Below are 26,470 nucleotides of genomic sequence, written 5' to 3'. Positions count from 1 at the left end.
AGGCACGCCGCCAGCGTTCGTCCTGAGCCAAGATCAAACTCTCCGATAAAGTTGAGTTTGCTTACTCAATAACTTGACTAGCATTTCTTTCTTAACATACTGGTTGTTTTGTTCAGTTTTCAAAGATCAAATGTTTGTTGCTCTGTAACGCGACAACTTTTATAGTATAACAAGTTTATTCGCGGAAGTCAATAACTTTTTTAATGATATTTTAAATTTCATTCGCGCCATCTCTCGGCGACATAAACAATCATACCATTTTGTTTCGTAGAAGTCAACAACTTATTTCGTTTTTTTTTGACTCCTTTAAAAGCGACCCATTAAACTTACCATGCCGACATCTTGTATGTCAACATAAAATTCAAATGAGCAGTGCTGCTAATTAACAGCGGATATTAATATAACATGCACTATATTTTAAGTCAACATAAATTGATCAAAGAACATTCAGTGCGATTATTCTGTTTCCTTCCTATATAATAACCGCACATTCCACTTCTTAAACATTTAATTATTAGCCTTATATTTCCGATGAAAAATACTATTTCCCTTCGTTTCTACTGGCACAACCTTGATAATATTCTTTTCCAACAAGTATTCGACCATTGAGCTTAAATCAAATGCATAGGATTGTACTGCTGGATGTACTTTTAATTCACCATAGCCCCATGGTTCTTCCTTCGTATTCATTATTTCAATTAAATGCTGTGAACAAGTTTCAGCACGTGAACTTAGTGCAAACTCTACGGCTAGTAGCATTAACTGAACACGCTTATCAATTGCTTCATCACTTTGAATCAGCTCTTCATATAATTTGTAAGTTTCCCGATCGATCCGCTTCACCTGACTCCAAACAATCACTTCTGGGTGATAGCCCTTTTCAATAATTGCAAGTCTTCCTAAATAATGCAAAGAACGCAGCACCTTGCTGAATGCATCTAAGAACTGTCCTGAATCAAACAAATCTCTAGCTTCACTAAAGCTTCTTGTTAATTTTGCAAATTCAATTGCTTGTTTTAATTGGCGCTTCTCTTGAGGAAAGGTGCTCAACTCATTTTTTAGCTTTTCTACATATTCATTACGATCAAAGATAATCTTCCCATTTATAATCCATTCAACGGAACGACGATATGTGCTTGTATCTATCCAACTTTTTAGTAATTCATGGTCGACGATATGCATGGCAGCAGTTTTACCCTCAAACTCATAGTGTTTTACAAACCAAGCTTGATTCGGATCAGAAACAATGACTAATAGAATGACATCAAAATTATCAGTTACCGGGCTAATTGGCTTATTTTTTTCTATTAATAAAATACCATGAGTATTGGAATTACTCGCACGCTCCTGATAAATTGGTCTTAACAAATCTTCCATTTTTCAATCCCCCCAAAAATTCCATTCTATAAATGATAAAACAATTACTTATTGAGTTATATGGTCAATTAGAAAATATCACAAAAAAAGCACCCTCATTATGATAAAGAGAGTTAGACATTATATTTCTATAAAGGTAAGCAAAACCCTTTTTTCATTTACAACATTTCTTTAAAATCTTGCTTTCAGCCATATTCTTTCTACAACCTTCCGCCCAAAATATGCTATACTACGATGGACAAGTAAGGAGGGAACACATTGGCCTTAAATTATTCAAATAAAATAAATAGAATCCGCACATTTGCACTAAGCTTAATCTTTATTGGTTTCGGTGTTATGTATATAGGTATTTGGTTGAAAGAAATCGAATGGTTAATGGTAATTTTCTTTATATTAGGGATGCTATGTATCGTATTCAGTACTGTTGTTTACTTTTGGATTGGTATGCTTTCTACTCGAGCGGTTCAGATCGTCTGTCCATCCTGTGAAAAACCTACGAAAATGTTAGGAAGAGTGGATGCATGTATGCATTGCAAACAACCGTTAACATTAGATCAAAATCTTGCAGGAAAAGATTTTGATGAAAAATATAATTCTAAAAAATATAAGGGGTCCACGACTCTAGACGAAAAATAATCCGCTTGTTTTAAGCGGATTTTTCTTTTCACCTGAGTCAATTTCACCATTACAATATCAAGCCATATCTCAACAACATATAGTCTTTAATTCAACTAAAGGTGAAAGTTAAAAATCCCCTTCTATAAGGAGGGGATTGTAACTAGCATTAATGTTTGAGCTTTTCATTACAGCTAGGGCACGTGCCGTATATCTCCATGCGATGATGACTCACTTCGAAACCAGTCACCTGCTCGGCTAGAGATTCAACTTCATCTAAACTTGGGTAATGAAAATCTACAATCTTGCCACATGAGTCACAAATTATATGATAATGTTCAGAAGTATTGCAATCAAATCGGCTTGACGAATCCCCGTAAGTTAATTCTCTAACAAGGCCAATTTCACGAAATACCCTCAGATTATTATAAACAGTAGCCACACTCATATTAGGAAACTTTCCTTCCAATGCCTTGTATATATCATCAGCGGTAGGGTGGATCTCAGCATTTAATAGGTATTCAAGTACCGCATGACGCTGTGGTGTGATTCTTACTCCTGATTCTTTTAGCTTTCCAACAGCTTCTTGAAGTCTAACTTCTGACACCGTCATGCACCTCGCTTTCAAGTGAAATAATGATCAGATACATCATCCTGACATGGATAAAATAATGAACACGTACTTATAGTATATATCCAATTGCAACAGGTTAATGAATGAACATGTTACCATCTTCTGGTACAATTAATTATTATTTTATAATTCTTATAAATAGTCTAACCGCTTTATTAATATTCTGTCAATAAAAGTATATTAAACAGCTATCTGTTTTATTCTATTTCTAAGGCGAATTCCTCCCCTCCACACTTAACATTCACAAACCTCGCTGCCACAAATAAGTAATCGGAAAGTCGATTTAAGTATGAAATAACGAATGAAGTTTCCAATTCTTCCTGGAGAGCTACCGCTATTCGCTCCGCCCTCCTAACGATTGTTCGTGCGCTATGAAGTGCGGCCGAAGCCGGCAATCCAGCTGGTAAAATAAAATTAGTAAGCTCGGGTAATTGTTGGTCCCAGCGATCGATTTGCTCTTCTAGTTCATCGATATGTTCTTTTTTAAGCTTCCACTTCACTTCTTTATCAGTCGGTGTTGCCATTTCTGAACCAACATGAAACAAAACAGTCTGGACACGTCGCAACTCCTGTAAAAATTCTTCTTTATCATCCCAATCCACTGTGTCATTCGTAATCAAGCTAGCTGCAAATCCAATCATGGAATTCGCTTCATCACACGTCCCATAAGCTTCTACACGAATATCATTTTTTGAAACGCGTTCTCCATAGATTAGTGACGTTGTTCCCTTATCTCCTGATCTAGTGTAAATTCGCAATCGAATCCCCCCGCTGAATCAATTTAGTTTATATATTCATCCTACCGTTTTTTCTTTTTTATTTACAATAAAAAAAGACACAAGAAGTAAATTCTCGTGTCACAAGTTAATATATCTAAAAAAGGGGAGGAGGTTTTTATAGGTTCTACCATACCATATGTAGAGGAGTCCCCTTTTGTATAGAGGGTTAGCCTACTTCTCCTTATTTTTTTTAAAAAAAATAAACGAAAAAAGAAGCTGTCCCAAAAGCAAGGGGTCAGACCCCTTATGGGACAGCTTCTTTATCTTAGCTTAAGTTTTCACGAATAAAATTTAAAGCGTCTTCGACATGTCCATCAACTTTTACATTACGGTATTCTTTCTGAAGGTTACCCTCTTTATCAATGATAAAAGTGGAACGTTCTATTCCCATGTATTCCTTGTCAGGCTTTTTCTTAAGCTTCCAAGTACCGTATGCTTCTGCCACTTGGTGATCTTCATCCACTAAAAGCTGAAAAGGAAGCTCGTGTTTCTCGATGAATTTCTTATGACTTTCCTCTGAATCAGGACTAACACCTAAAACAACCGCGTCTAAATCAGCAAAGCTTTGATGGTTGTCCCTAAAATCACAAGCTTCTGTCGTGCAGCCTGGTGTATCATCTTTCGGGTAAAAGTATAAGACAACATTTTTCCCGCTGAAATCAGAAAGCTTTACCGTGTCTCCATTATTCGTTGTTAACGTAAAATCGGGTGCTGGTTTACCAACTTCTATACTCATTCCATTCCCTCCATTCCTATTTACCTTAAGATTATCTAAAGTTTGCCCTTCTTACAAATAATCTACTTCACGTTTTTCGTCTTTTTCTTCTTCTCCTGAATCTAAAGACTGGTGCCAGATTCTAAGGAAAAACGCCGCTGGCAATAGATAGCCAATAATCGCTTCGATTAATGCGATTAACCTCCCCCACCCAACAGGCGTGATATCGCCATATCCAACGGTCATTAAAGTTACGCCACTAAAATACAAAGAATGAGCTAACGTTTCAAGAACACTAACGTCTTGAAGGACGCCACCTTCTACTAATACGATTCCATTGAAGGATAAAACAAAATAAAGGAGCCCAAAGCTCACCAACACAACAAAATAGACGAGGATAAGGGTATAAAAGATCTCATATGAAAAATAACTACGCTTATACGGTTTATGGTAAATGAATGAATAAAGGCTACCACTCATCAATGCCACAATTAGCAGAATAGATACAATCGCAATCAACATGATTCCACCCTTCACTATTTCCAACTGGCTTGTTCCTTATCATTAGTTTACGTGTAAAAAACTTGGTGATGACAATGAACTGTTATCAATAGAATCCGTTTGTCACTTTTTCTTTTGTTGCTATAATAGATACCGATGATAAAGATATGGAGGTTTTTTCATGAACATTACAAATTCCGAACGATTACATAAAGAGGCATTAGAACATATTGTTGGTGGTGTTAATTCTCCTTCCCGTGCCTACAAAGGTGTCGGTGGTGGAACCCCTGTTTACATGGAAAAAGGGGAAGGAGCTTATTTTTGGGATGTCGATGGCAATAAATACATTGATTATTTAGCAGCTTACGGTCCGATTATTACTGGACATGCACATCCACATATAACAGAGGCCATCACGAAGGCAGCTCAAAACGGGGTACTATACGGAACTCCAACCGCTCTTGAAAACACATTCGCAAAAATGCTAAAGGAAGCCATTCCATCGATGGAAAAGGTCCGCTTCGTTAATTCAGGTACAGAAGCTGTGATGACAACAATCCGTGTTGCCCGTGCCTATACAAACCGAGATAAAATTATTAAATTTGCCGGCTGCTACCACGGCCACTCCGATATTGTTCTCGTTCAAGCCGGATCAGGCCCTTCCACATTAGGAAATCCCGATTCTGCTGGTGTGACAAAAACAACCGCACAAGATGTCATTACTGTCCCTTTTAATGATATCGATGCGTTTAAGGAAGCGCTTGACCGCTGGGGTGATCAAGTTGCTGCAGTATTGGTAGAACCAATTGTTGGGAATTTTGGCATCGTGGAACCGAAGCCCGGCTTTTTAGAGCAGGTCAATCAATACGGACATGATGCAGGAGCATTAATTATCTATGATGAGGTTATCACCGCTTTTCGTTTCACGTATGGAAGTGCACAGCAGCTCGTGCATGTAGAGCCTGATATGACTGCACTTGGTAAAGTCATTGGTGGAGGACTGCCAATCGGAGCATACGGTGGTAAAAAAGAAATTATGGAACAAGTTGCACCGCTCGGACCTGCATACCAGGCCGGAACCATGGCAGGAAATCCAGCATCCATGTCTGCAGGGATCGCTTGTCTTGAGGTACTCAAGCAACCCGGAACATATGAAAAACTTGATAAACTGGGCGGAATGCTGGAAGAAGGCATTTTAAAGCATGCAAGAGAAAACAACATAGCTGTTACGGTTAATCGATTAAAAGGGGCGTTAACGGTCTATTTTACAGATAAAAAAATTGAAAACTATACAGATGCAGAAGCCACTGACGGAGATTTGTTCGGAAGATTTTTCAAGCTGATGCTTAACCAAGGAATCAATCTTGCTCCATCCAAATATGAAGCATGGTTCCTCACCATCGCCCACACGGAACAGGATATCGAGAAAACCTTAACAGCAGTACAACAAGCGTTTTCACAAATGAATAATGAATGATTATACATTTTTTGGTTATTGTTATACATTTTCGTGCTTTTTTATACATTTTTTTGAATAATAATTGATTCATCGACAAATATATGTTATTATTATTCTGAAAATTAATAAATTTTCGACTCATGCTTTATCTGTCAATTTGTATGACTTCCCTTCAAAGCATGAAGACTTGGGCTTTTGCATAATGCAAAAGCTCCTTTTTTTTGTACAATCTTATATTTTCAAAAGACTTTGAGGCTGCACCTATCCCCCTGGAACCTCGTTTCTATCGCTATTACCTCTTTACGACCTTCCGTTTCAGTATCTTTTTTATAGTTTGTTATACTAGAATATAGAAGGTCATCATACTTATTTATCATGTTATTATTTTTCAAAAAATTGGTACATAGAATGAGGTTGTTAAACAATGAAACTAGGAGCACGCATGCTTAAAACTGGGTTAGCTGTTGCAATTGCTTTATATGCTGCATCATTACTTGGATTTTCATCACCTGTCTTTGCAGGAATTGCAGCAGTATTCGCCATTCAACCTTCCATCTACCGTTCATTTCAGACAATTCTTGAGCAAATCCAAGCAAACATCATTGGCTTTAGTATTGCTGTTATTGCGTTTTTTACATTAGGGAACGATCCATTCGTCATTGGTTTTACAGCAATTATCGTTATTGGTATTTGTATGTATATAAAAATGAGTGAAACAACCATTTCGCTTGCAATTGTCGCTGTCATTGCGGTCATGGAAGTAACTGCGATGGACTTTTTTTATTCTGCTTTTATGCGATTTTCTTCTTTAACACTTGGAATTTTCTCTGCCTTTTTAGTTAACTTATTGTTCCTTCCGCCAAAGTATGAAACGAAGCTCTTTCAACGCATAGATCGGACAACTTCTGAAATTTTGCAGTGGTTACGCATGACAAACAGACATTTGTCGGATGATCCTTCTTTAAAAGGTGAAATCACTAGATTTGAGGAAGAAATAAGAAAGATTGACAACACCTATAAACTTTTTTCAGAAGAACGAACGTATATGAAGAAAAATAGACGTTCCAAAGCAAGGAAGCTTATTATTTTTAGACAGCTGATTGCTACCACAAAGGAATCATTTGATGTACTAAAGGGATTCCATCAGCTTAATGAAAAAATTGAAAATATACCTGTTAACTTTCAAACGGCACTAGTGCAAGAATTAGATAAGGTTATTCATTCACACGAGAGATTACTGCTAAGTGCAATGGGAAGGATTAGAAAGAATCCCAATGAAAAGCTCAATGTGTTATTAGAGACAAATATTCCCCATTTAGTTGAGACTTTAATCCAAGTCTATCAAGAAGATGAGGACCGACGTTTAATCTTTTTACCTTTAGCAGCACAATTAATGGAATACCACTACGAGTTGTCTCACTTAGAAACGTTATTAAAGAGCTATCAAACCTATTACCAGGATGAGCACTTAGAATTTGTGGAAGAGGAATAAGATTTCTTTTTCTAATTTGATAAAATTTATGATATATTTTAGGAAAATTTAAAGGCAATGGGGGATATCATCAATGCGTGTACATGTCATTCAACACGATCCAGTAGTAGGACTTGGATATATAGAAGATTGGTTTATTAATAACAACATTACTTATGAAACGACACAAATTCACTTAGGTGAATCATTTCCAGCATTAGAATCATTTGATCTGATTATTTTTTTGGGTGGTCGAATGGGAGCGTATGAAGAGGATAAATATCCATGGTTAAAAGAGGAAAAAGCATTTATTCGGGACGTTGTTCATGCCAACAAATTCGTATTTGGCATTTGTTTAGGGTGTCAGCTAATTGCTGATGCGCTTGGAGGCAAGGCCTATAAACACGAACATCTAGAGCTTGGTTGGCATCCAACTACATTAAATACTGGTGCGATGACTCACCCTCTTTTAAAGGAAATAGAACAGTCATTAGCATTCTTTGAATTTCATAATGATACGTTTGATCTTCCGCATGATGCATGTTTGATAGGAGAAAATGAATGTGCAAGACAAGGTTTTACCTACGGAGAAAGAGTACTCGCAATACAGTTTCATCCTGAATTTAATGAGTCCATTGTATCTTTTTCATTAGAAAATTTATATCCGTCCGATAGCGCCGGGGAATATGTTCAATCCGTTGAAGAAATTAACCAATACAATGATTTTAAACGAAGTAAAAACTGGTTATTTCGTGTATTAGATCATTTTGAGGAACAATATCAAAAATCTAGGGAAAAAGCTGTAACGACGTATAGTTAAATCTTGGTGTGGTGCGAGGAAATCGCACTACATTATTTTGTATTTAAAGAACTGCACGGATCCAGCACTTCCATTCCGCTTCAGCCATATTTCGGTCTTCTGACATAAAAAAAAGAGGTGAACAACCGCAACGACGGCGTCACCTCTCTTGCAATTTTTATTTTGATTTTGTTAACTCTGCTTTCCCATCATCTAACTGTTGAACTTGGTAAAGGTTATAATAGCCACCTTTTTTCGCCATCAACTGCTGGTGGGTTCCCTCTTCTTTTACCACGCCATTTTCGATTAAAATGATTCGATCTGCATGGGTTATCGTTGCCAATCGGTGCGCAACAATAAACGTTGTTCGATCTGAAGCTAGCTTTTCTAGTGCGCCCTGAATTAAATTTTCACTTTCTAAATCAAGGGCTGATGTTGCTTCATCTAAAATTAAGATCGGCGGATTTTTCAAGAACACACGAGCGATAGCGACACGCTGCTTTTGTCCTCCTGAAAGCTTCACCCCTCGTTCACCTACTAACGTATCATAACCGTTTGTTAATTCCGTAATGAATCCGTGGGCGTTCGCTGCTTTTGCAGCTGCGATTACCTCTTCATCCGTAGCATCAGGATTTCCCATTCGAATATTCATCGCAATCGAGTCACTGAACAGAATATTATCCTGCAACACCATTCCAACTTGATCACGCAATGACCTTGCCTGCACATCACGGATATCCTTCCCGTCTATCGTAATACTTCCACTCGTCACATCATAGAAACGCGGAATCAAGCTGATGATCGTAGACTTACCACCACCACTCATCCCAACTAGTGCGATCGTTTCTCCCTGTTTGACATCAAGCGATATATTATTTAACACAAGCTCCTCTTCGTCCTCATATCTGAAGGACACTTCGTTAAACTTTACTTCTCCGTGTATGCGATGCAACGGTTTTGCATTTTCTTTATCCTTAATATCATAATCTTCATCAATAAACTCAAAGACCCTGTCCATCGAAGCAATCGATTGTACTAGCGTAGTAGACGAACTGATTAATCGGCGTAACGGACTGTAAACCCGATCCATGTACCCGACAAACGCAGCAATTGTCCCGACAGTTAAGCCAGCAGTAATCGCAAAATACCCCGCAAAACCAATCACCAGCAACGGAGCTAAATCAGTAATAGTATTCATCACTGCAAAAGTTTTTGCATTCCATGATGTATGCTCAATCGCTCTATCAAGGAAATTTTGGTTCTGCCGATCAAATTGTCGCTGCTCATAATCTTCCAGCGCAAAGCTTCTTGTAACTGGTATCCCTTGTACACGTTCATGCAGGTGCCCTTGCACTTGTGCTAAAGCCTGCGATCTTTTTCGCGTCAAAGCCCTTAGCCTTCCATAAAAAATTCGAACGGCTATGCCATACAACGGAAACAATGCAATCGCAACAATGGTTAGCCAAACATCCATTGTGAGCATGATGGCTATTGCGATTAAGATGGTCACCATATCTAACCATAAATTCATGAGTCCAGTCATGACAAAATTCTTCGTTTGCTCCACATCATGGACTACCCTTGAAATAATTTCTCCTGTTTTCGTTCGGGAGTAAAACTTCAAACTTAATCGCTGAATATGATCAAATAGTTTCTCTCGAATATCAAACAAAATCTTGTTACCTGTCCATTGAGCTAAATATTGCCTATAATATTCGATTGGTGGACGCAAGACGACAAACACTAATAACGCACCACCCATAATCCATAAGAGCTGGTTTACTTTCTCATCACTACTTAATTGGTCTGCGCCAATGATATCATCGATTACATATTTCACAATTAACGGTAATAAGAGCGGGATCGAAAATTTTAAAACACCAATTAGAACGGTTAAGAGAATTTTCCATTTATATGGATAAACAAATTTTAAATAACGTTTAATACTATCCAAGCTTTCACCTCTCCTTATGCTCTTCCATGAGGTCTTTTTATACTTTTTCCAAAAATCTCAGCTACACACCTAAATCAACACAAAACCCTTGCCAACTAATGAGACAAGGATTGTAGATTACCTCTATTAGATTAACGATACGTTAAATAACGTTCATACCACTGATCGATAAACTCTGGTGAGAATGGGCCTTTTCTTTGTCTAACCCATTGGATTAAATAATTAATATTGTTTTTTAAAATACGATCTAAAACCTCAGGATAACTCATTTGCTGTCGATGTAACTCGTATTCATCTTCATCCAATAATACATAGGTCATGTCCGGAAAAACCTTTACGTCCAAATCGTAATCAATATATTTCACAGCATTATCTTCATATACAAATGGAGAGCTTATATTACAATAGTAGTAGATTCCATCGGTTCTTAACATACCTATGATATTAAACCAATATTTAGAATGAAAATAACAAATTGCGGGTTCTCGTGTTATCCAAGTTCGACCATCACTTTCCGTCACGAGTGTTTTGTCATTTGCTCCAATAACAAGATTACTTGTTCCTTTAAGGATTGTACTGCGTTCCCAAACACGATGGAGCTGACCATTATGTTTATAGCTTTGGATTTGTATGGTAGAACCTGGTTTTGGGCCAGCCATCCTATCTTCCTTTCCTAAAATAATTTTGCCGTTACGTTCACTGGTCGATTGTTTGCATGGGGGTTCCTAATTACCCGTAACATATATATGTATTACTCATTATAACTTTTATACAGAACAAATGGAAATGAAAGACTGTTCAATTACGTAAAAAGGAGCCCTCGTCGAATGGAGAGCTCCTTTTTTTCATGATTCGGGGGAAGGTTCATTACTTCTTGTTTTGTTTAGACTTTTGGTTTTGTTGTCTCACTTGTTGCGCATCAGTCTCAGAAGCAAATTCAGTTCCAAATTGGCCTTGGCCTTGTGCAGCCTTTTGGTTTTGTTGCTTTACTTTTTGAACATTAGTTCCTGCAACAGATTGTTGTTTATTGTTTTTTGCCATGTTTATCACCTCCGCAACAATTAATCTAACCAGAATAAATAAATGTTATCCAAGAAAAAGATAAAGAATATTTTTCCATATTTACGAAAATTGGGTAGTCCTCATAAAGGCGGGAAGCAACCCTTTATTCCACGTCAGATGAATGAGGCGAGGTTAAAATTGTTGGATAATTTTTTGATGGGAAACTGGAAATGGATATTGATTTAAGCGCTCCTTGGCAACCATTTTTGCATTTGGTTCTTTTACCGCACCATCGATTACTTCCATCTGAAAAACACGTATATCCCAAATGAGATGTGAAAAAACATGTTTGATGGAGGATAACTCATTTCCTAATTTCACCGTGAGACCGTAATTCTGCTTTATCCAATTTTGGGTATGTTCCAAGTCAGTCTTGGAAAGCTCAACCATCGGAAACTGCCACAGATTAGCAAGTAACCCTTGTTCAGGACGTTGTTCAATCAAGACGTTACTCTTATCATGAATGACAAAAGCAAAATAAGTGAGTGTCTTTTGTTTTTTATTTTTTGATTTTACTGGAAGCTGTTCTACCATTCCTTGTTGATATGCAGCACAATGTTCTTGTACTGGGCATAATGAACAGGAAGGAGATTTTGGTGTACAAATTAGAGCGCCTAACTCCATTAACCCTTGATTAAAAGAGGAAGGATTAGCTTGGGAAATCACTTCTTTTATACATGATTCAAATAACTTCCTTGTTTTTTGCTTTGCTATATCTTCATCAATTTTCAAAACTCGAGACATTACCCGCATAACATTCCCGTCCACAGCAGGTTCTGGGACATCATAAGCAATACTCAAAATGGCTCCTTTTGTATAAGGGCCAACACCTTTTAATGAAGAAAGGGTGTTAGGATCCTTAGGAACCCTACTGCCATAATTAGCTACTACTTCTTTTACTGCTGTTTGCAGGTTTCTCGCTCGTGAGTAATAGCCTAGACCTTCCCATGCTTTTAACACTTCTTGTTCCTCAGCTTCAGCCAATGCTTCTACTGTAGGGAATTTTTTGATAAATCGGTTAAAATACGGTATTACTGTATCCACTTTTGTTTGTTGCAGCATTATCTCTGATACCCAAACCTTATAAGGATCATTATCGAGTCGCCATGGCAAGTTTCTTTTTTCTGTTTCAAACCATTCGATTAAATTTTTTTGAAAGGATAATCGATCAAAACCTGTTAAATATTCGTTTACTTGTTCTCTTTTCACAACTTTCACAACCATTCATCCTTCATGTTACAATAATTTAAATAGATGTAAATTCTCATAGTAAAGTTCTAACTACTTTCATAAAATAAAGCAATAATGAAATAGTATTAATAAGCATTGCTGTTAAAAGGAGGATCGACTTAATGGACACAGGAACCCACATAGCCATGGGTGTTGCACTTGGTGGCATTGCTACTCTTGACCCCGTCGTACAAAATGATCCTATTTTGTTTCAAGCAGTAATGATTGGCACCATTGTAGGTTCTCATGCACCTGATTTCGATACGATTCTAAAGTTGAAAAACAATGCCGTTTATTTACGACACCACCGCGGAGTTACCCACTCCATGCCGGCAGTCCTTTTGTGGGGGATTGCAATTGCTAACGTTATTCATTTGTTTTATCCTAATGTTAATTTTTTCCATCTGTGGATTTGGACATTTCTTGCTGTTATCCTACACGTTTTTGTTGATGTTTTTAATGCTTACGGCACTCAAGCATATCGACCATTTACTCGCAGATGGGTAGCCTATGGCTTTATAAATACATTTGATCCTTACATTTTTTCCTTGCATATGATCGGAATCGCCGCTTGGCTTTTAGGTTCACATCCAGGCTATACATGGCTGCTTATCTATGGCATTATCACGCTTTACTATATCAAGCGTTATTTGGATAAAAGAGAAATCGTAAAAAAAGTCCAACAACATATTCCTGACCTTCAAGAAATAGCAACATCACCTACAATAAAACAAAACATTTGGCGGTTAGCCATCACGACAAATGATAAATTTTATGTAGGCAGAGCTGAACATGGCCATATTGAGATTGTAGATGAATATGATAAAGTTCCCTTACCAAAGGACAACATAATCGAGGTAGCAAAGCAAGATAAAAATGTTTCTGCATTTTTATCTTTCTCCCCAGTATATCGGTGGGAGATTAATATCTATGATGACTACACGGAAGTGCGTTTTATCGATTTAAGATATCACTCCAAAGGTCACTACCCATTTGTAGCAGTTGTACAAATTGATGACAACATGAACATTATCAGCTCGTACACTGGTTGGATTTTCTCTGAGGAGAAATTGCAAAAAAAATTACTTGTAGATGATTATTCTCCATTAGCTTAGAACCGGGGCGACTCCCGGTTCTTTGCCATGTTCACTTATAAACGGAAGAAAGAAAGCCTGCCATCAACATGTAGCAGACTTATCAATGAACTTGGTCGTTCCCTTTGTTAAACATTTTTTTATATTTCTCATGGTTGGCAAATTCATGTAATCTCGGTCCATATTGATTGATCCAACCCGAGACAATTCTTTCAGTCATTTGCTTACCTTCGTATTCTCTGCCAGCTTTGGCTCGAGTAGTTTCAAAATCTTCCCAAAGTAACTCTACCCATGTTCTCGCCTCATCGATTGTTAAGTTGCCGTTTTTCTTATACAGATCATTTGCCAGACGTTCGAAAATTTCTTCCATAAAAACCACTCCTTCCATACTGGTGTTTCTGCTAACCATTGCCATCCATTTTTTCGATAGCTTTTACATATCTTTTCTCCATATCGCGCAAATTATAAATGGCATCAAAGATGATGCTGGCTTAACATTGCAGGGAGGTTTTGGAGATGCGTAATAAAAAATATGGTTTTACGGATCAAAAGATGGAAGGTGGAGAAGCTAGAGCAAAAGCTGCTTACAGCTCAAAAAGAGCGGATGGTACGATTAATACTGATCCCCAAGGAAGAATGAAAAAATCCTCTAATCGTTAAAGAATAAGCATTATCCTTCACTTTATTTAACGATTAGTCTAGGAGGAATCAGCCATGACAAAAGACAAAAAACCATTCTATAGCAACCTATACCAGGATCCATTCCAAAACCCAAGAGCAAGCCGAAAACACACCGCCCACCAAGTAAATGGTGAAACAAAAAAAAGTCAGGCAGAAATTATTACTGAAGTTCAAATGAACAAACGAGCTTAAGTAAATGGACGGGGGTCATTAGCAACCCCTGTCCAATACTATTGTTTTTTGCCTAATACAGATATAGGTAGTGCTTCTTGTTTTTCATATTTTTGTCCAAGCAGGTTCTTTCGATATCCCCAAGCAAACACGCCATTCAGATAGTCGATAACAAATGTTTGGCCCGGATCTCCTTCTAGCTGATATTCTTCACCAGGCTGGAAATCTTCAGGGTTTAGTAAATAGGCTAGTGCCATCTGCATTTTTCTTTCGTAAACCGCATATTCATTTACATTACCCATCTGTTCAGCTTTTTGTGCCTTTTCCTTTAAACCGGCTACTTCCGAACGTAGCTCCTCAACTGTATATTCACTATATCTTTTTTCCATGATTACCTCACTCATTTACTGTGTATTATTTCTTGTATTTATTTTATCAGTACTTCGTTTAAAAAAGAAAGTATTCGATTTTTCGTAAATAGTACTACTAGGTAGGTTCCTTTCGTACCACTTCATCGATAAATCGATCAATTTGTTCGATTTTAAACCCCTTGCGAAATAACGCCGCTTTTAATTTATACTCTAACTCACGACCACTAGCCTTTTTCTCATATTTACGGAGAAATTTTTCACCTTGAAAAACAGCAGCCTCCCATTCCGTATCCTCATCCTTGTCCTCTTTTATTTCCGATAGTACATCCGAAATAACATCTTGGGTAAACCCTTTTTGTAATAAATTTTGGTAAAGTGTTTGGATCCGTTGGTTAAACGATTTTTTACTCGAGTTATTTTGTTTTTTGGAAACGAGCTTAGAGACTTTTTCCCATTGTTTTTCATACGTGAATACACGCAGTGCTTCATCAATAATTCCTGCGCTAACTCCTTTTTCAAACAATTCTTTTTTGATCAACAATGGCCCTTTACTCGTTGTATTAATTCGGGTACGAACAAAAGCAAATGCAAACTCTTTATCATTTAATAGGCCTTCTTTTACTAATCGATCGATGATTTGGTTAATATCCTCTTCATCCATCTCTTTTTTTAGTAAGTATTCTCGAAGCTCCTTTTGTGATCGCATTCGATAGCTTAAAAAATGAATCGCCTGTGTATAGATGCGATGGATGGAATCTTTTTCAACTAACAAATCCAGTGTTGCCTGATTAAGCTCAAGCCCTTTTCGTAATTGATGCTCAACTAATATATCTTCAGCAACACTAAAGGCATAACGTTCTCCTTTCCCATCATCTACAAAAACGTTATAACGACTTTTATTTCTTTTTTGAGTAGTAATACGAACAATTTTCGCCAAAACGCCTCACCTCTTTCTTCATTTTAACACGAAAATATAGGATAATTAGAATACAATCATGACGTTAGGGGGATTCAAGTGAAAGTTGCAATAACTGGTGGTACAGGATTTGTAGGAAAACAGCTCGTTTCCAAACTGGTTTCTGAGGGACATGAAGTCTACGTCCTAACAAGAACCCCAAATAAATATAAAAACGATACTCGCATTCATTATGTAGGATGGTTAAACAAACAGGACGAACCAGAAAAAGAGTTACCAACGATCGATGCTTTCATTAATCTTGCTGGTGATTCCCTTTTTGGTTATTGGACAAAAGCCAAAAAGAAACGTATTTTAGAGAGCCGCATCACCGTCACAGAAAAAGTGATCGATTTAATGAAAAGGATGGATAAGAAGCCGTCTGTACTAATAAATGCCTCTGCCATTGGCTACTATGGTACCTCCACGAGTGCATCTTTTACAGAACAATCTAAGTCTGGTAATGATTTTTTATCAGTGGTAACCAATCAATGGGAAAATAAGGCACAAGAGGCAGAACGTTTAGGAGTACGAGTTGTACTTGCCCGGTTTGGTGTCATATTAGGAAAGGACGGCGGTGCACTGCCGCTTATGGCGCTTCCTTTTCATTTCTTTGCTGGCGGAAAAGTCGGAAGTGGTTTGCAGTGGGTGTCCTGGGTTCATATACAAGATGTTATTGGATTCATTCAGTTTGCAATGGAAAATGACAAGATTTCCGGGCCTTTAAATGTAACAGCACCTCATGCCGTTAAAAATCATGAATTTAGCAAAACCTTAGCATATGTATTAAAAAAACCGTATTGGTTACCTGCACCAACTTTCGCAATTCGCACTGTACTTGGGGAGATGAGTACGTTGGTTTTGCAAGGACAAGCCGTGTATCCAACGATAGCAGAAAAGTACAATTATCCCTTCCAGTATCCCCGTCTGGAAACGGCACTGAGAGATATTTTTAATAAAAGCAATGTTTAATATGATGGAATAAAAATAACAAATCCTAGCTGTGGAAAAAATGTCGAATGTTTATGAAAAATTTTTATTCCCATTTGGGGTGAAATTGTGTAATATAATCTTGGGATTTGATTATGAATATAATAATTAAAAAGGATAAATGATCAACTAGTCATCTTTTTAATTTTCATATAATGGATAGAAAGGGAAGGCAAATGGTGCGCCACCAGGTAACCTGGTTCTAGTGGGTTCGATTCCCACCCCGAATTTTTGTTGGATTCTTTGATAAAAATTCGAGGGTGAGTCGACCACTAGGTTCCCGTAGTGTGTTCACCCTCCGGAATGGAGGTTTTTTTATTGCTTAAAAAGCGTGAATTACATGACGCACCAGCCCTTTACGAACTACTCATTCATCCAGAAGTGTTTCCGTATGTACGACATAAAGCATCTTCCTCAGATGAATTTTACTTCTTAACAAAACAAACCATGGAAGCAGAAGAAAACGGTGAATTAATATCTCGAACCATTGTTGATGAGTATAATCACCCAATCGGCACGATTAACCTATTTGACATTGAGGATAAGAAGGGGTTCCTAGCCACTTGGATTGGCCAGCCATTCTTCGGCAAAGGGTATAACAAGCTTGCGAAGGATGCTTTTTTTGAAGAACTTTTTTTACGAAATGATATTCAAGCAATCTTTATTAAAATAAGAAAAACAAATGTCCGTTCGTTAAAAGCCATGTTAAAAATCCCCTTTGTTTCTCTAGGAAATATTTTATATCCAGATGTGTATAAGAAAATCAATGCAAGCTCCCTCGAAACACCAGTCTATGAATTGTTTGTAATCACAAAGGATCAATATCTGCTGCACAGAGAGCTTACATTAAATACTGTGACTGTGGAAGATGAGGCTGTCGGGTAATTTCTTGATTCTAGTTCGTCTGTGGATAAAATTATCCACAGACTTGTGCACATTGTGTATAAAGTTAACCAGTACTAATTTTACAATACCTTTAATTGTTGATAAAAATTGTGGATAAGAATTGTAATCTTTGTGGATAATGAGGATAACTATTTAAAATACTGTGTATAAAAACGTTTCATTGTGGAAAAGACTGTGGGTAAGTGGTTGTCTAACTCATTCGTTTTTCCAAACCCCGATTCCTCCCCTTTTCGGTGCATGAGTTTGACAATCTTATCAAAAAGGCTGCACCAAATGGTTGGCAGCCTTTTTGAATTCTAGTTAGAGTTAGTCTTTTTCTTTCATCTTTTTCTAAACGAATATTCTTGATAATTTTCTCAGACCATCAAACACCCGGGTTTAAAAGGCAAGATTCCTCCCTTTCCATAAAAAAACAAAAATTAATTCATTCTTTATTAAAGACAATGGTTAGTGAATTAGATAGAATATAAGGTGATGATTTTTTAGACTAGAGGAAAGTAAGGCGATTCTTTTTGAAAGTATTCCGAATTATTATTCATATTATCATCTTATATTCGATTTATATTGTAGGGGTTTCGATTCAAAAAGCTTTCGATTTATTCATTCCTGGAAGTATTATAGGAATGATTTTGTTTTTTCTCTTACTTGTTTCCAATATCATAAAACCTGCTTGGGTAGAAGAAGGAACAAATTATTTAATTCGAATCATGCCCTTGATTTTCGTACCCGTAACGGTTGGGATTATTAATTATTTAGGTGTTTTCTCCGGCAAGGGGACCTTATTGATTCTTATTGCACTCTTTAGTACGGCACTTGTCATGATTAGTTCCAGCCTCATTGCACAGTGGCTTTTAAAACGAAAGGCTGATACAAATGATTAATTTTCTTATTGGTCTAATGTTTCTATTCACTACTATTGGTCTTTATTATGTTGCCATACGATTCAATCATCGATATCCTAGCCCATTTTCGTTACCGATATTAACGACTACACTCGTCCTAGCCGCCTTTTTGCTTGTTTCAGGTATTTCCTATGAAACTTATATGATTGGGGGCCAATGGCTCGATTATTTGCTAGGTCCTGTTGTCGTATCGCTTGGTTACCCGCTTTACAAACAAAAGCATATACTAAAAACTTATATCGTTCCAATTTCCATTGGTGTATGTTTAGGATCTGTCATTGGTATTATTAGTGGCGTATTCATGGCTAAAATCCTTCAATTTAAACAAGTAACACTCTATTCGATTGCATCAAAAAATGTAACTACTCCTGTTTCAATGGACATTGCTACGACAATTGGCGGCGCACCTTCGTTGGCTGCAGCTTTTGTTATGTTCGCTGGTATTGGTGGAGCTGTATTCGGGCTTACAGTGTTACGGTTTGTACAAATTGATAACCCGATTGCAAGAGGAATTGGAATGGGAACCGCATCACATGCGATTGGAACCGCCAGAATGATGGAAAATAGTGAGATGGAGGGTGCAGTAAGTACGGTATCCATGACAATAAGCGCTATGCTTGTTGCTATCATAACGCCTATCATTGTACAGTTATTTTTTTAGCAAGGCTCTTCTTGTCAGTTAGAAAACACTTTAATCAAGAAGGTGTTCAAATTTTTGGATTACCTTCTTTTGCTCTTTTTCCGCGGCCTTTGGAGTATATTCCCAATCCATAAGCTTCATGATATGTGCAAAATAATTTTGAAACGTAGCTTGCTGCATTGCCATTTGAAAATGAACATGCTTAACATTGGGATTTTTCATCATTAATGCAGAAGTATAATTTTCATTTGCCATGTGCTTAACAGTCGTTTTTAATTCCATTACTATCTTTTTTAATTGATGAAGCTCATGATCTGATTGTGCTGAAATGGGATGAACTTCAAATGATGGATTATCTGTTTTTAATGAAACCCACTCTTTATTTTCAGGGTCTAATAACTGTAACATCGCACGGATATGGTCTTTTAGTACGATAATTTCCTGCTGAATGATGTTGTTAAGCATCGTCTCTTTTACCATAGCTTCGTAGTTTTTTAATTTAAATAATAATCCTTCATGGCCAGATAGGTGCTCATCCATTAAACCGACATCAACCATTGGTAACATGCTTTATTTACCTCCCCTTCTGTTCTTTTTTATCATATGAGAGGTACAGTTTCATGTTACAAAACCATTAGAACAAATGCGTTATTGCTACACGCGATTGACGATCTAAAAATTTTCTCTTCGCCGTGATTTAATACTTTCCAAGTGCACTTCCTCCAAATCACATAAAAACTCCATAGAAATGGTATTATAGTTGGTAGGAAAAACGTTTTTACTTGATATCGTTAACGAATAATAAATAAACAAACTATAACATTTGGTTGACAATTTACTGAAACAGCGTTACTTTATGAACTGCAGTAACAGAGTGAAAGATAAAGAAGGTGATTCTACATGGGAATCGTTGTCGTTGAAATATGTGACAGTAATCTAATGAATACGATTGATATAGAGGGAATTATTGAATCGGAATATCCGGAAGTTGCAGTATTGGTAAGTGACTGCTTAAGCTTTTGTGGTTTATGTCGTTTAAAGCCGTATGCCATGATAAACGGAAAACGAATTCATGCCAAAGATCCAGAGGCATGTCTGGAAAAAATAAGAGCTGCAATCGAAGAAGAACTAGCTATTTACCAATAAGCGGATTCCAGCACAAAAACTAAAGGTAACTCCATATCCGCTTACACCCCAAAAACGCTCAGGTCAATTGACTGAGCGTTTTTTCTATTCTATTTTGCTAAGTCGATTGTCGCTACTTCCCCAAACGAAAACCTCCGAATTTTTTAGCATAAGTCCTGAATAAATAGATATAAATGAAAAGAGGTGATTAAAATAAATCATTTACTACTATTGTACTTATCCTGCATTTTTTCAGGCTTTGCACTCATTAAAGTTCCTTTGAATGGATTTTTGCATCCTTTAGAGCCTCTGGTATTTCTTATCGGTGTTCTTACAGTGCTCGTATTTTCAGGTATGATTATTTTCAATGGATTCATGGTTCTTATTGGCAAAAAGGGAAAATTTTGAATTGTTGCTACTAACGACAAGACCTAAAAAGGAGGTGAGAGGATGGGAATCAAATTTATTAAAATTTCGGTCGTTTACTTTGTCATTGGCGTGTTCCTCGGTTATTACATGTCAGTTAGTCACGCGTACAATCTCACAGGTGTTCATGTACATATCAACTTATTAGGTTGGACTGCAATGACATTGGCGGGTATCCTTTACACACTGTTTCCAAAAGCAGAAATCAGCATTTTAGGTAAATTACATTTTTGGCTTCATAATATCGGTCTTCCATTGATGATGATAGGTCTTTTCTTTTTAGTTCAGGGAAATACTTCTGTTGAATTTTTCATTCCAATTGGCGCTACTGCCGTTGTAATTGCTGTTATTTTGTTTGCAATCAATATTCTTAAAAATGTAAAAAAGGAAGACATGCAGAACTTAGATAAATGAAACAAAGGGGATTAGCACTCCTTTTAAGCTGATCCCCTTTTTATTTTGATTTAAATCAGAATCTGTTCTTTACTTTTCTGTCTCCGGTCGTTTTTCCCAGCTTTCTGCATTTTTAAGTCCAGTAAAACTGTCGCGGTAAAAAGCAGGATCTTTCCCTTCACGGCGTTGTGCCTGATAATCCTTTAAAGCACTTGTAGCGATTTTAGTTAAGAGAGCAATCGCAACCAAGTTTACAATTGCCATTGAGCCCATAAATAAATCTGCCAGCTGCCAAATAATTTCCAATTCACTAGTCGCTCCGATCAATACCATAATAAGAAAAGCTACACGGAAAATGTTTAGATAAAGCGGTTTTTCAGACATAAATTCTACGTTTGCTTCCCCATAATAATAATTACCGAGCAATGAACTAAATGCAAAGAAGAAAATTGCAACCGTGACAAATATCGTAGACCATTCACCCAAATGATTTGCCATCGCTTCTTGTGTCAGTTGAACACCCTCGATTTCACCAACCGTATAAACACCTGATAACAAAATAAGAAATGCGGTTGCACTACAAATAATAATCGTATCAATCAATACGCTTAACGATTGGATAAGTCCTTGTTTAACTGGATGTGTGACATAAACAGTGGCAGCAGCATTGGGTGCACTTCCCATTCCCGCTTCATTGGAGAATAAACCACGTTGAATACCGTTCATCATTGCAGCACCAAACCCGCCTCCTACCACTTCTTGAAGACCAAATGCATGACTAAAAATTAATGAAAACACAGCTGGAAGCTCAGCAATGTTCATAATCATAATAACGAGTGCTACCAATATATATCCTATTGCAAATACTGGCACAATCACCTCGGCAACAACAGCAATACGACGAATTCCTCCGAAAATAATAAATCCGATGAGAAAAGCAATTATTATCCCTACGATTAATGGATTTATGTCATAAGCACCAACGAAAGCATCAGCAATCGTATTGGTTTGAACAGCATTAAAAATGAGACCAAAACAGAGTGTGATTAGAACCGCAAACAGGACACCAAGCCATCGTGCTCCAAGTGCTTTTTCCATATAATAAGCAGGGCCACCTCGAAACCCATTTTTATCCTTTACTTTGTAAATTTGAGCTAAAGTACTCTCTACAAATCCGGTCGCAGCACCAATAAGTGCAATGAGCCACATCCAAAAAATAGCCCCAGGACCACCAAGAGAGATTGCCACTGCTACACCAGCGAGGTTTCCCGTTCCGACACGTGCTGCTGTACTAATAGCAAATGCTTGAAATGGTGTCGTTCCTTTTCCCTCTTTAAAAGCAGTTCGATCGGTTCCTCGAAAAAGCTCTCGAACCATTTCTCCCAATAATCGAAATTGAACAAATTTCGTTACAAAAGTGAACCAAAAACCTAAAATAAGAAGAAGTGCAATAAGAATATATGCCCATATGAGATTATTACCCCAGGATACAAAATCTCCAAACCACGTATCTGCACTAAACCAATTGTCCACACAACCCCATCCTTTCACTTGAGATATCTGACTTAAAAGTTATGAAGGTTTATAACTTCTTTAATAACTTCTCCTAAACATTCAATATTAAACAGATAACATATCGGTAAGGCAGTGTAGGACAACGGACATTTAATCACTAATTTTTGTGATTTTACTGCTTTTCCAGGGGTTCGCGGACGTTACCGTTTTTCGTATAAAAAATGTTCATTTTCAACGAATTCCTATCAAATAACGAAACAGATGTCCACCCAGCCTTTAAAATCGGCCATTTCGGATGAAATAAAGGAGCAAAGACCGCTCCAAAATCCTCATTCCTCCCCCATCAAAAGCACAAAAATAACGCCGAATTGAGTTTCACCTCAAACCGGCGTAATAACATAGCGGACTCGAACCGCTAACCTGTTACGTGCTAAGCAAGTGCTCTGCCACAAGTGTTTTGTTGCACCGCCTAGGTTCCATTCTTCCTGACAGATGTACTGAATACTATCTTGGTTCTACAATCAATTTAATCGCTGTTCGTTCTTCGTTATTAATGGTGATGGTAGTAAATGCAGGAATACAAATTAGATTTATGCCACTTGGTGCAATATAACCTCTGGCAATTGCAACCGCTTTAATTGATTGATTAATAGCTCCAGCTCCAATCGCTTGAATTTCTGTTTTACCATTTTCTCTTAACATTCCAGCTATTGCCCCTGCAACTGAACTTGGATTTGATTTTGATGATACTTTTAGTACCTCCATTGATAGCCTCCCGCTAATTCAAAGACAGATTTTTTGTATGCTTTAATATTCAGCACTTCTTTTATAGCTATTCCAAATTCACTACGATAGAACATTAAAATTACTTAACTTAATGTAATGATCAAACACCTATCTATTGATTGTCCTTTATATATAATTCTACAAAACATCCAATATTCCTTTATAAGTCGAGAAATTAGAAGCAAACAGGTCAAAGCGGCGAAGATTACACTAAATTTTATAAGGCAAATTATAGGCAGTTCCACTCTTAGTCTCAAATTCATAAAGCCCTACACCCTTTTCTGCAAGTAGTGGCATTTGTGCTTCTGTATTTACCTCTAGTGGAAGATCCGTTCTAATCCTACATACCCCATCATTTTGTGCTGTGATGGTACATGATATCATTTTATGGTCCTCCCACTCTAAATCTACTTCATATCCACCTCTAGCTTTTAAACCTTTTACCTTCCCACTCTTCCACGCTTTTGGTAGAGCTGGCAGCAAGTGAAGCTCGTCATTATGACTTTGTAGTAACAACTCTGCAATACCTGCTGTGCCACCAAAATTCCCATCAATTTGAAACGGTGGATGGTTATCCAATAAATTAGGCAATGTAGATGATTTTAAAAGATCCAGTATATTTTGATACGCTAACTCTTCTTCTTCTAACCGGGCCCACATGTTAATAATCCAGGCACGGCTCCAACCAGTATGCCCACCACCATGTTTTAATCTTCTCCCCAAGGTAACTTTAGCCGCTTCTGCTAATTCAGGCGTGGTTCGCGGAGTAATTTGATCTCCAGGGTGAAGCGCAAATAAGTGTGAAATATGTCGGTGACCAGGCTCTGCTTCCTCATAGTCTTCTAACCACTCTTGAATTTGGCCGTGTTTACCTATTTTTGGCTTGGGTAACTTCTCCATTAATTCAACTAATTTACCTCTAAATGATTCATCCATTCCTAAAATTTCACTAGCTCGAATACAACTTGAAAACAGCGCATATATTATTTGGCTGTCCATTGATGGGCCTTCGCACAAAGTTCCCTTTTCACCATTTGGTAAAATGTATGTGTTTTCAGGTGATACGGAAGGAGTTGTAATTAAAAGTCCTTCTTTATTTTCAACGAGAAAATCTACAAAAAATAAAGAGGCTTCTTTTAAAGTATCATAAGATTTATTTAAGAATTCTTCATCACCAGTGAATTGATAATGCTCCCATAAGTGTAAACATAACCAAGCTGCACCTGTCGGCCATAACGTAGCAGGCATATAAATGTCCTGCGGTGCTGTATCTCCCCAAATGTCTGTGTTATGATGAGCAGTAAAACCTCGGCAACCATACATGGAAGTTGCCGTTTTCTTACCATTTTCCTTTATCTTCTCAATATGATCAAAGAGAGGCTCATGGCATTCTGTTAGATTACAAATTTCCGCTGGCCAATAATTCATCTCTGTATTTATATTAATCGTAAATTTACTATCCCAAGGAGGGAGCATACGATTATTCCAAATTCCTTGCAAAGTTGCTGGTAAAGAATTGGGTCTACTAGACGAAATTAATAGATACCTTCCAAATTGAAAATAAGTACTAATTAGTGCAGAGTCTTCATTCCCTTGTCTTACCCTTTCTAATCGTTGATCAGTCGGAAGCCCTGCCAGTTCCTTATTTTGATTTAATTGTAAATCTACTCTGTTGAATAAGTGTTGATAATCATCAATATGATTCTTTCGGAGCTCACCGTACGACCTTGCTGCAGCTTTCTCAATTGTTTCCAAACATTGTTTATCTGGTTTATCAAATCGGTAAGAAGTAGCCGCAGAAAGGATTAATGTAACTGCATCTGCTTCTTCTACTATTAATCTATTTCCTAGTGTTTTAACTACTCCATTCTCTGAAATTGCCTTAACTCCACATCTAAACGCAATTCCATCTTTCCCCCCGGTTTCTCCTCGCATCATGATACAATCATTAGTTAGTGCTTCTAGTTCGTCATAATTTCTAGCATTCGCACGATCTAGAAAAGCTTGAAATGAAATGGATTTCTCTTTCGATGCAGTCAGTCTTATAACCATTACTTGGTCAGGATAGCTAGTAAAGATTTCACGATTGTATGTAACCCCATCTATAGTAAACCTTACAGTTGCAATTGCTGTTTTTAAATCTAATTCTCTACGATAATCACTTACCTCTTGTTCTCCATGGTTCATGTTTAATAGTAGATCACCAAGTGGTTCATAATGACGTTGAGTTTCTGGAATACCTGTAAAAGCAAGCGACGCCAACTCCTCCGCTTCTTTCAATCTTCCATCTGATAACAACTTTCTTATTTTGTGTAGATGCTTTAAAGCATCTGGGTTATTCCTATCTCTTGGTCCTCCATACCAGACAGAATCCTCATTTAATTGAACATGCTCCTTGTTTACAAGACCATAAACCATACCACCTAATCTACCATTCCCTAACGGCAAAGCTTCATTCCAATCCTTAGCTGGCTGTTTATACCATAATAAATTTGTATTGTCCTTCAATTGGAAGCTCCTTTCTTACATAAAGGTAAAAAGTTCTATTTCATCAAAATTCACTGCTTTTCCGAAAATAGTTACTTGATACTATTCCCATTTCGTTTATCTATATTTCGCAAGAATCCGAGGATACATATTTCATGTATCCTTATAGTTAATAGATTATTAGTTTGTCTTAGAACAACTTCAAAGTTCCAGTTTTTAAGAAAATATAATTAAAATTAAAAAGTTACTATCCTGAAGCCCAAACCATACCCTTTCGCATTTATGAAGCTACTTTTCGTTCTTATATGGACACACCTTAAGATTACTAAGCGTACAGCAATTTTTGTAACTTCCTAGCTAATTGTTATAACTAGCATCAGAAACAAATAGCTAATAAAGTTTACAATAATTGCTGCATTTATACCTTTTTTT

29 protein-coding genes are annotated in these 26,470 nt (G+C 37.2%); 13 read left to right on the top strand and 16 right to left on the bottom strand.

Annotated features, from left to right (window positions below; translation table 11 throughout):
• Positions 1-507 precede the first annotated feature (507 nt).
• A complete protein-coding gene (locus tag JOC48_RS14670; protein WP_204500890.1) occupies positions 508-1,377 on the bottom strand; it encodes a nucleotidyltransferase-like protein in 870 nt (289 codons plus the stop codon).
• Positions 1,378-1,635: 258 nt separating this feature from the next.
• Between JOC48_RS14670 and JOC48_RS14665 the strand changes: the two genes are divergently transcribed.
• Positions 1,636-2,013 carry a YgzB family protein gene (locus JOC48_RS14665; protein ID WP_204500888.1) on the top strand — a complete coding sequence of 126 codons (378 nt, stop codon included), beginning with the start codon at positions 1,636-1,638 and terminating at the stop codon, positions 2,011-2,013.
• A gap of 148 nt (positions 2,014-2,161) precedes the next feature.
• Here the strand turns inward: JOC48_RS14665 and perR are convergent, their stop codons facing one another.
• The 4 genes from perR to JOC48_RS14645 form a co-directional block, all read right to left on the bottom strand.
• Positions 2,162-2,605: a peroxide-responsive transcriptional repressor PerR gene (perR, locus tag JOC48_RS14660; protein WP_239584393.1), complete on the bottom strand. Its 444-nt coding sequence runs from the start codon at positions 2,603-2,605 to the stop codon at positions 2,162-2,164.
• A 218-nt stretch (positions 2,606-2,823) separates the two neighbouring features.
• Positions 2,824-3,384, bottom strand: a complete 561-nt coding sequence (locus JOC48_RS14655) for a cob(I)yrinic acid a,c-diamide adenosyltransferase (protein ID WP_204500884.1) — start codon at positions 3,382-3,384, stop codon at positions 2,824-2,826.
• Positions 3,385-3,670: 286 nt separating this feature from the next.
• On the bottom strand, positions 3,671-4,141 hold the full coding sequence (bcp, locus tag JOC48_RS14650) for a thioredoxin-dependent thiol peroxidase (RefSeq protein WP_204500882.1): 471 nt from the start codon (positions 4,139-4,141) through the stop codon (positions 3,671-3,673).
• Positions 4,142-4,192: 51 nt separating this feature from the next.
• Positions 4,193-4,657 (bottom strand): potassium channel family protein, encoded by a 465-nt coding sequence (locus tag JOC48_RS14645; RefSeq protein ID WP_338024326.1) that lies wholly within the window; start codon positions 4,655-4,657, stop codon positions 4,193-4,195.
• 145 nt (positions 4,658-4,802) lie between these two features.
• On the opposite strand from JOC48_RS14645, the gene JOC48_RS14640 reads away from it, so the two are divergent.
• The 3 genes from JOC48_RS14640 (at position 4,803) to JOC48_RS14630 (ending at position 8,371) form a co-directional block, all read left to right on the top strand.
• Positions 4,803-6,098, top strand: coding sequence for a glutamate-1-semialdehyde 2,1-aminomutase (locus JOC48_RS14640; protein WP_204500880.1), 1,296 nt, complete (start codon positions 4,803-4,805; stop codon positions 6,096-6,098).
• Between the two features lie 406 nt (positions 6,099-6,504).
• Positions 6,505-7,572: an FUSC family protein gene (locus JOC48_RS14635; RefSeq protein WP_204500878.1), complete on the top strand. Its 1,068-nt coding sequence runs from the start codon at positions 6,505-6,507 to the stop codon at positions 7,570-7,572.
• 73 nt (positions 7,573-7,645) lie between these two features.
• Positions 7,646-8,371: a type 1 glutamine amidotransferase gene (locus tag JOC48_RS14630; RefSeq protein ID WP_204500876.1), complete on the top strand. Its 726-nt coding sequence runs from the start codon at positions 7,646-7,648 to the stop codon at positions 8,369-8,371.
• 157 nt (positions 8,372-8,528) lie between these two features.
• Here JOC48_RS14630 and JOC48_RS14625 read toward each other — a convergent pair whose 3' ends face one another.
• The 4 genes from JOC48_RS14625 to mutY form a co-directional block, all read right to left on the bottom strand.
• The gene (locus JOC48_RS14625; RefSeq protein ID WP_204500874.1) at positions 8,529-10,304 is read right to left on the bottom strand and encodes an ABC transporter ATP-binding protein; all 1,776 of its coding nucleotides are present in this window, start codon (positions 10,302-10,304) and stop codon (positions 8,529-8,531) included.
• 131 nt (positions 10,305-10,435) lie between these two features.
• Positions 10,436-10,963: a nucleoside tri-diphosphate phosphatase gene (gene ntdP, locus JOC48_RS14620; RefSeq protein ID WP_204500871.1), complete on the bottom strand. Its 528-nt coding sequence runs from the start codon at positions 10,961-10,963 to the stop codon at positions 10,436-10,438.
• A 208-nt stretch (positions 10,964-11,171) separates the two neighbouring features.
• Entirely contained in the window at positions 11,172-11,345 is a 174-nt protein-coding gene (locus JOC48_RS14615) for a gamma-type small acid-soluble spore protein (RefSeq protein ID WP_204500869.1), read from the bottom strand.
• Between the two features lie 153 nt (positions 11,346-11,498).
• On the bottom strand, positions 11,499-12,584 hold the full coding sequence (gene mutY, locus JOC48_RS14610; RefSeq protein WP_338024325.1) for an A/G-specific adenine glycosylase: 1,086 nt from the start codon (positions 12,582-12,584) through the stop codon (positions 11,499-11,501).
• A 134-nt stretch (positions 12,585-12,718) separates the two neighbouring features.
• Here mutY and JOC48_RS14605 point away from each other — a divergent pair, with 134 nt between their 5' ends.
• Entirely contained in the window at positions 12,719-13,711 is a 993-nt protein-coding gene (locus JOC48_RS14605) for a metal-dependent hydrolase (RefSeq protein ID WP_204500867.1), read from the top strand.
• Between the two features lie 82 nt (positions 13,712-13,793).
• Here the strand turns inward: JOC48_RS14605 and JOC48_RS14600 are convergent, their stop codons facing one another.
• The gene (locus JOC48_RS14600) at positions 13,794-14,060 is read right to left on the bottom strand and encodes a YfhJ family protein (protein WP_204500866.1); all 267 of its coding nucleotides are present in this window, start codon (positions 14,058-14,060) and stop codon (positions 13,794-13,796) included.
• Positions 14,061-14,206: 146 nt separating this feature from the next.
• On the opposite strand from JOC48_RS14600, the gene sspK reads away from it, so the two are divergent.
• Positions 14,207-14,350 (top strand): small acid-soluble spore protein K, encoded by a 144-nt coding sequence (gene sspK, locus JOC48_RS14595; protein WP_204500865.1) that lies wholly within the window; start codon positions 14,207-14,209, stop codon positions 14,348-14,350.
• Positions 14,351-14,404: 54 nt separating this feature from the next.
• Complete coding sequence (locus JOC48_RS14590; RefSeq protein WP_204500863.1) at positions 14,405-14,563, top strand: YpzG family protein; 159 nt, start codon at positions 14,405-14,407, stop codon at positions 14,561-14,563.
• Between the two features lie 38 nt (positions 14,564-14,601).
• Here JOC48_RS14590 and JOC48_RS14585 read toward each other — a convergent pair whose 3' ends face one another.
• A complete protein-coding gene (locus tag JOC48_RS14585; protein ID WP_204500901.1) occupies positions 14,602-14,931 on the bottom strand; it encodes a YfhH family protein in 330 nt (109 codons plus the stop codon).
• Positions 14,932-15,028: 97 nt separating this feature from the next.
• A complete protein-coding gene (gene recX, locus JOC48_RS14580) occupies positions 15,029-15,850 on the bottom strand; it encodes a recombination regulator RecX (protein ID WP_204500861.1) in 822 nt (273 codons plus the stop codon).
• A gap of 78 nt (positions 15,851-15,928) precedes the next feature.
• On the opposite strand from recX, the gene JOC48_RS14575 reads away from it, so the two are divergent.
• The 4 genes from JOC48_RS14575 to JOC48_RS14560 all read left to right on the top strand — a co-directional run bounded on the left by JOC48_RS14575 (position 15,929) and on the right by JOC48_RS14560 (position 19,327).
• On the top strand, positions 15,929-16,840 hold the full coding sequence (locus JOC48_RS14575; protein ID WP_204500859.1) for a TIGR01777 family oxidoreductase: 912 nt from the start codon (positions 15,929-15,931) through the stop codon (positions 16,838-16,840).
• 336 nt (positions 16,841-17,176) lie between these two features.
• The gene (locus JOC48_RS14570; protein WP_204500857.1) at positions 17,177-17,743 is read left to right on the top strand and encodes a GNAT family N-acetyltransferase; all 567 of its coding nucleotides are present in this window, start codon (positions 17,177-17,179) and stop codon (positions 17,741-17,743) included.
• A 533-nt stretch (positions 17,744-18,276) separates the two neighbouring features.
• Positions 18,277-18,645 (top strand): CidA/LrgA family protein, encoded by a 369-nt coding sequence (locus tag JOC48_RS14565; protein ID WP_204500855.1) that lies wholly within the window; start codon positions 18,277-18,279, stop codon positions 18,643-18,645.
• The gene (locus tag JOC48_RS14560; protein ID WP_204500853.1) at positions 18,638-19,327 is read left to right on the top strand and encodes an LrgB family protein; all 690 of its coding nucleotides are present in this window, start codon (positions 18,638-18,640) and stop codon (positions 19,325-19,327) included. Before JOC48_RS14565 ends, JOC48_RS14560 begins: the two co-directional genes overlap by 8 nt.
• Positions 19,328-19,357: 30 nt before the next feature.
• Here the strand turns inward: JOC48_RS14560 and JOC48_RS14555 are convergent, their stop codons facing one another.
• On the bottom strand, positions 19,358-19,873 hold the full coding sequence (locus JOC48_RS14555) for a hypothetical protein (RefSeq protein ID WP_204500851.1): 516 nt from the start codon (positions 19,871-19,873) through the stop codon (positions 19,358-19,360).
• Positions 19,874-20,206: 333 nt separating this feature from the next.
• Between JOC48_RS14555 and JOC48_RS14550 the strand changes: the two genes are divergently transcribed.
• A complete protein-coding gene (locus tag JOC48_RS14550; RefSeq protein ID WP_204500849.1) occupies positions 20,207-20,452 on the top strand; it encodes a YuzB family protein in 246 nt (81 codons plus the stop codon).
• Between the two features lie 429 nt (positions 20,453-20,881).
• A complete protein-coding gene (locus JOC48_RS14545; protein WP_204500848.1) occupies positions 20,882-21,271 on the top strand; it encodes a cytochrome-c oxidase in 390 nt (129 codons plus the stop codon).
• A 69-nt stretch (positions 21,272-21,340) separates the two neighbouring features.
• Here JOC48_RS14545 and JOC48_RS14540 read toward each other — a convergent pair whose 3' ends face one another.
• The 3 genes from JOC48_RS14540 to JOC48_RS14530 all read right to left on the bottom strand — a co-directional run bounded on the left by JOC48_RS14540 (position 21,341) and on the right by JOC48_RS14530 (position 26,059).
• The gene (locus JOC48_RS14540) at positions 21,341-22,783 is read right to left on the bottom strand and encodes an amino acid carrier protein (RefSeq protein WP_204500847.1); all 1,443 of its coding nucleotides are present in this window, start codon (positions 22,781-22,783) and stop codon (positions 21,341-21,343) included.
• Positions 22,784-23,269: 486 nt separating this feature from the next.
• Positions 23,270-23,530, bottom strand: a complete 261-nt coding sequence (locus JOC48_RS14535; RefSeq protein WP_204500846.1) for a stage V sporulation protein S — start codon at positions 23,528-23,530, stop codon at positions 23,270-23,272.
• A gap of 231 nt (positions 23,531-23,761) precedes the next feature.
• The gene (locus JOC48_RS14530; RefSeq protein ID WP_204500844.1) at positions 23,762-26,059 is read right to left on the bottom strand and encodes a glycoside hydrolase family 95 protein; all 2,298 of its coding nucleotides are present in this window, start codon (positions 26,057-26,059) and stop codon (positions 23,762-23,764) included.
• Positions 26,060-26,470: the final 411 nt, after the last annotated feature.

This window comes from Aquibacillus albus (genome assembly GCF_016908325.1).
Taxonomy (GTDB): Bacteria; Bacillota; Bacilli; order Bacillales; family Amphibacillaceae; genus Aquibacillus_A; species Aquibacillus_A albus.
Note: the sequence above shows the minus strand (reverse complement) of the source record. Positions and strands in the feature narration are given on the sequence as shown.

Excerpts from the sequence above, each read along its gene's own strand:
- JOC48_RS14630 (WP_204500876.1), top strand. The coding sequence starts at position 7,646 with ATGCGTGTACATGTCATTCAACACGATCCAGTAGTAGGACTTGGATAT.
- JOC48_RS14560 (WP_204500853.1), top strand. The coding sequence starts at position 18,638 with ATGATTAATTTTCTTATTGGTCTAATGTTTCTATTCACTACTATTGGT.
- JOC48_RS14585 (WP_204500901.1), bottom strand. The coding sequence starts at position 14,931 with ATGGAAAAAAGATATAGTGAATATACAGTTGAGGAGCTACGTTCGGAA.
- sspK (WP_204500865.1), top strand. The coding sequence starts at position 14,207 with ATGCGTAATAAAAAATATGGTTTTACGGATCAAAAGATGGAAGGTGGA.
- JOC48_RS14535 (WP_204500846.1), bottom strand. The coding sequence starts at position 23,530 with ATGGAGGTACTAAAAGTATCATCAAAATCAAATCCAAGTTCAGTTGCA.
- JOC48_RS14670 (WP_204500890.1), bottom strand. The coding sequence starts at position 1,377 with ATGGAAGATTTGTTAAGACCAATTTATCAGGAGCGTGCGAGTAATTCC.
- JOC48_RS14550 (WP_204500849.1), top strand. The coding sequence starts at position 20,207 with ATGGGAATCGTTGTCGTTGAAATATGTGACAGTAATCTAATGAATACG.
- JOC48_RS14555 (WP_204500851.1), bottom strand. The coding sequence starts at position 19,873 with ATGTTACCAATGGTTGATGTCGGTTTAATGGATGAGCACCTATCTGGC.
- perR (WP_239584393.1), bottom strand. The coding sequence starts at position 2,605 with ATGACGGTGTCAGAAGTTAGACTTCAAGAAGCTGTTGGAAAGCTAAAA.
- bcp (WP_204500882.1), bottom strand. The coding sequence starts at position 4,141 with ATGAGTATAGAAGTTGGTAAACCAGCACCCGATTTTACGTTAACAACG.
- JOC48_RS14605 (WP_204500867.1), top strand. The coding sequence starts at position 12,719 with ATGGACACAGGAACCCACATAGCCATGGGTGTTGCACTTGGTGGCATT.
- ntdP (WP_204500871.1), bottom strand. The coding sequence starts at position 10,963 with ATGGCTGGCCCAAAACCAGGTTCTACCATACAAATCCAAAGCTATAAA.
- JOC48_RS14590 (WP_204500863.1), top strand. The coding sequence starts at position 14,405 with ATGACAAAAGACAAAAAACCATTCTATAGCAACCTATACCAGGATCCA.
- JOC48_RS14635 (WP_204500878.1), top strand. The coding sequence starts at position 6,505 with ATGAAACTAGGAGCACGCATGCTTAAAACTGGGTTAGCTGTTGCAATT.
- JOC48_RS14545 (WP_204500848.1), top strand. The coding sequence starts at position 20,882 with ATGGGAATCAAATTTATTAAAATTTCGGTCGTTTACTTTGTCATTGGC.
- JOC48_RS14600 (WP_204500866.1), bottom strand. The coding sequence starts at position 14,060 with ATGGAAGAAATTTTCGAACGTCTGGCAAATGATCTGTATAAGAAAAAC.
- JOC48_RS14615 (WP_204500869.1), bottom strand. The coding sequence starts at position 11,345 with ATGGCAAAAAACAATAAACAACAATCTGTTGCAGGAACTAATGTTCAA.
- JOC48_RS14640 (WP_204500880.1), top strand. The coding sequence starts at position 4,803 with ATGAACATTACAAATTCCGAACGATTACATAAAGAGGCATTAGAACAT.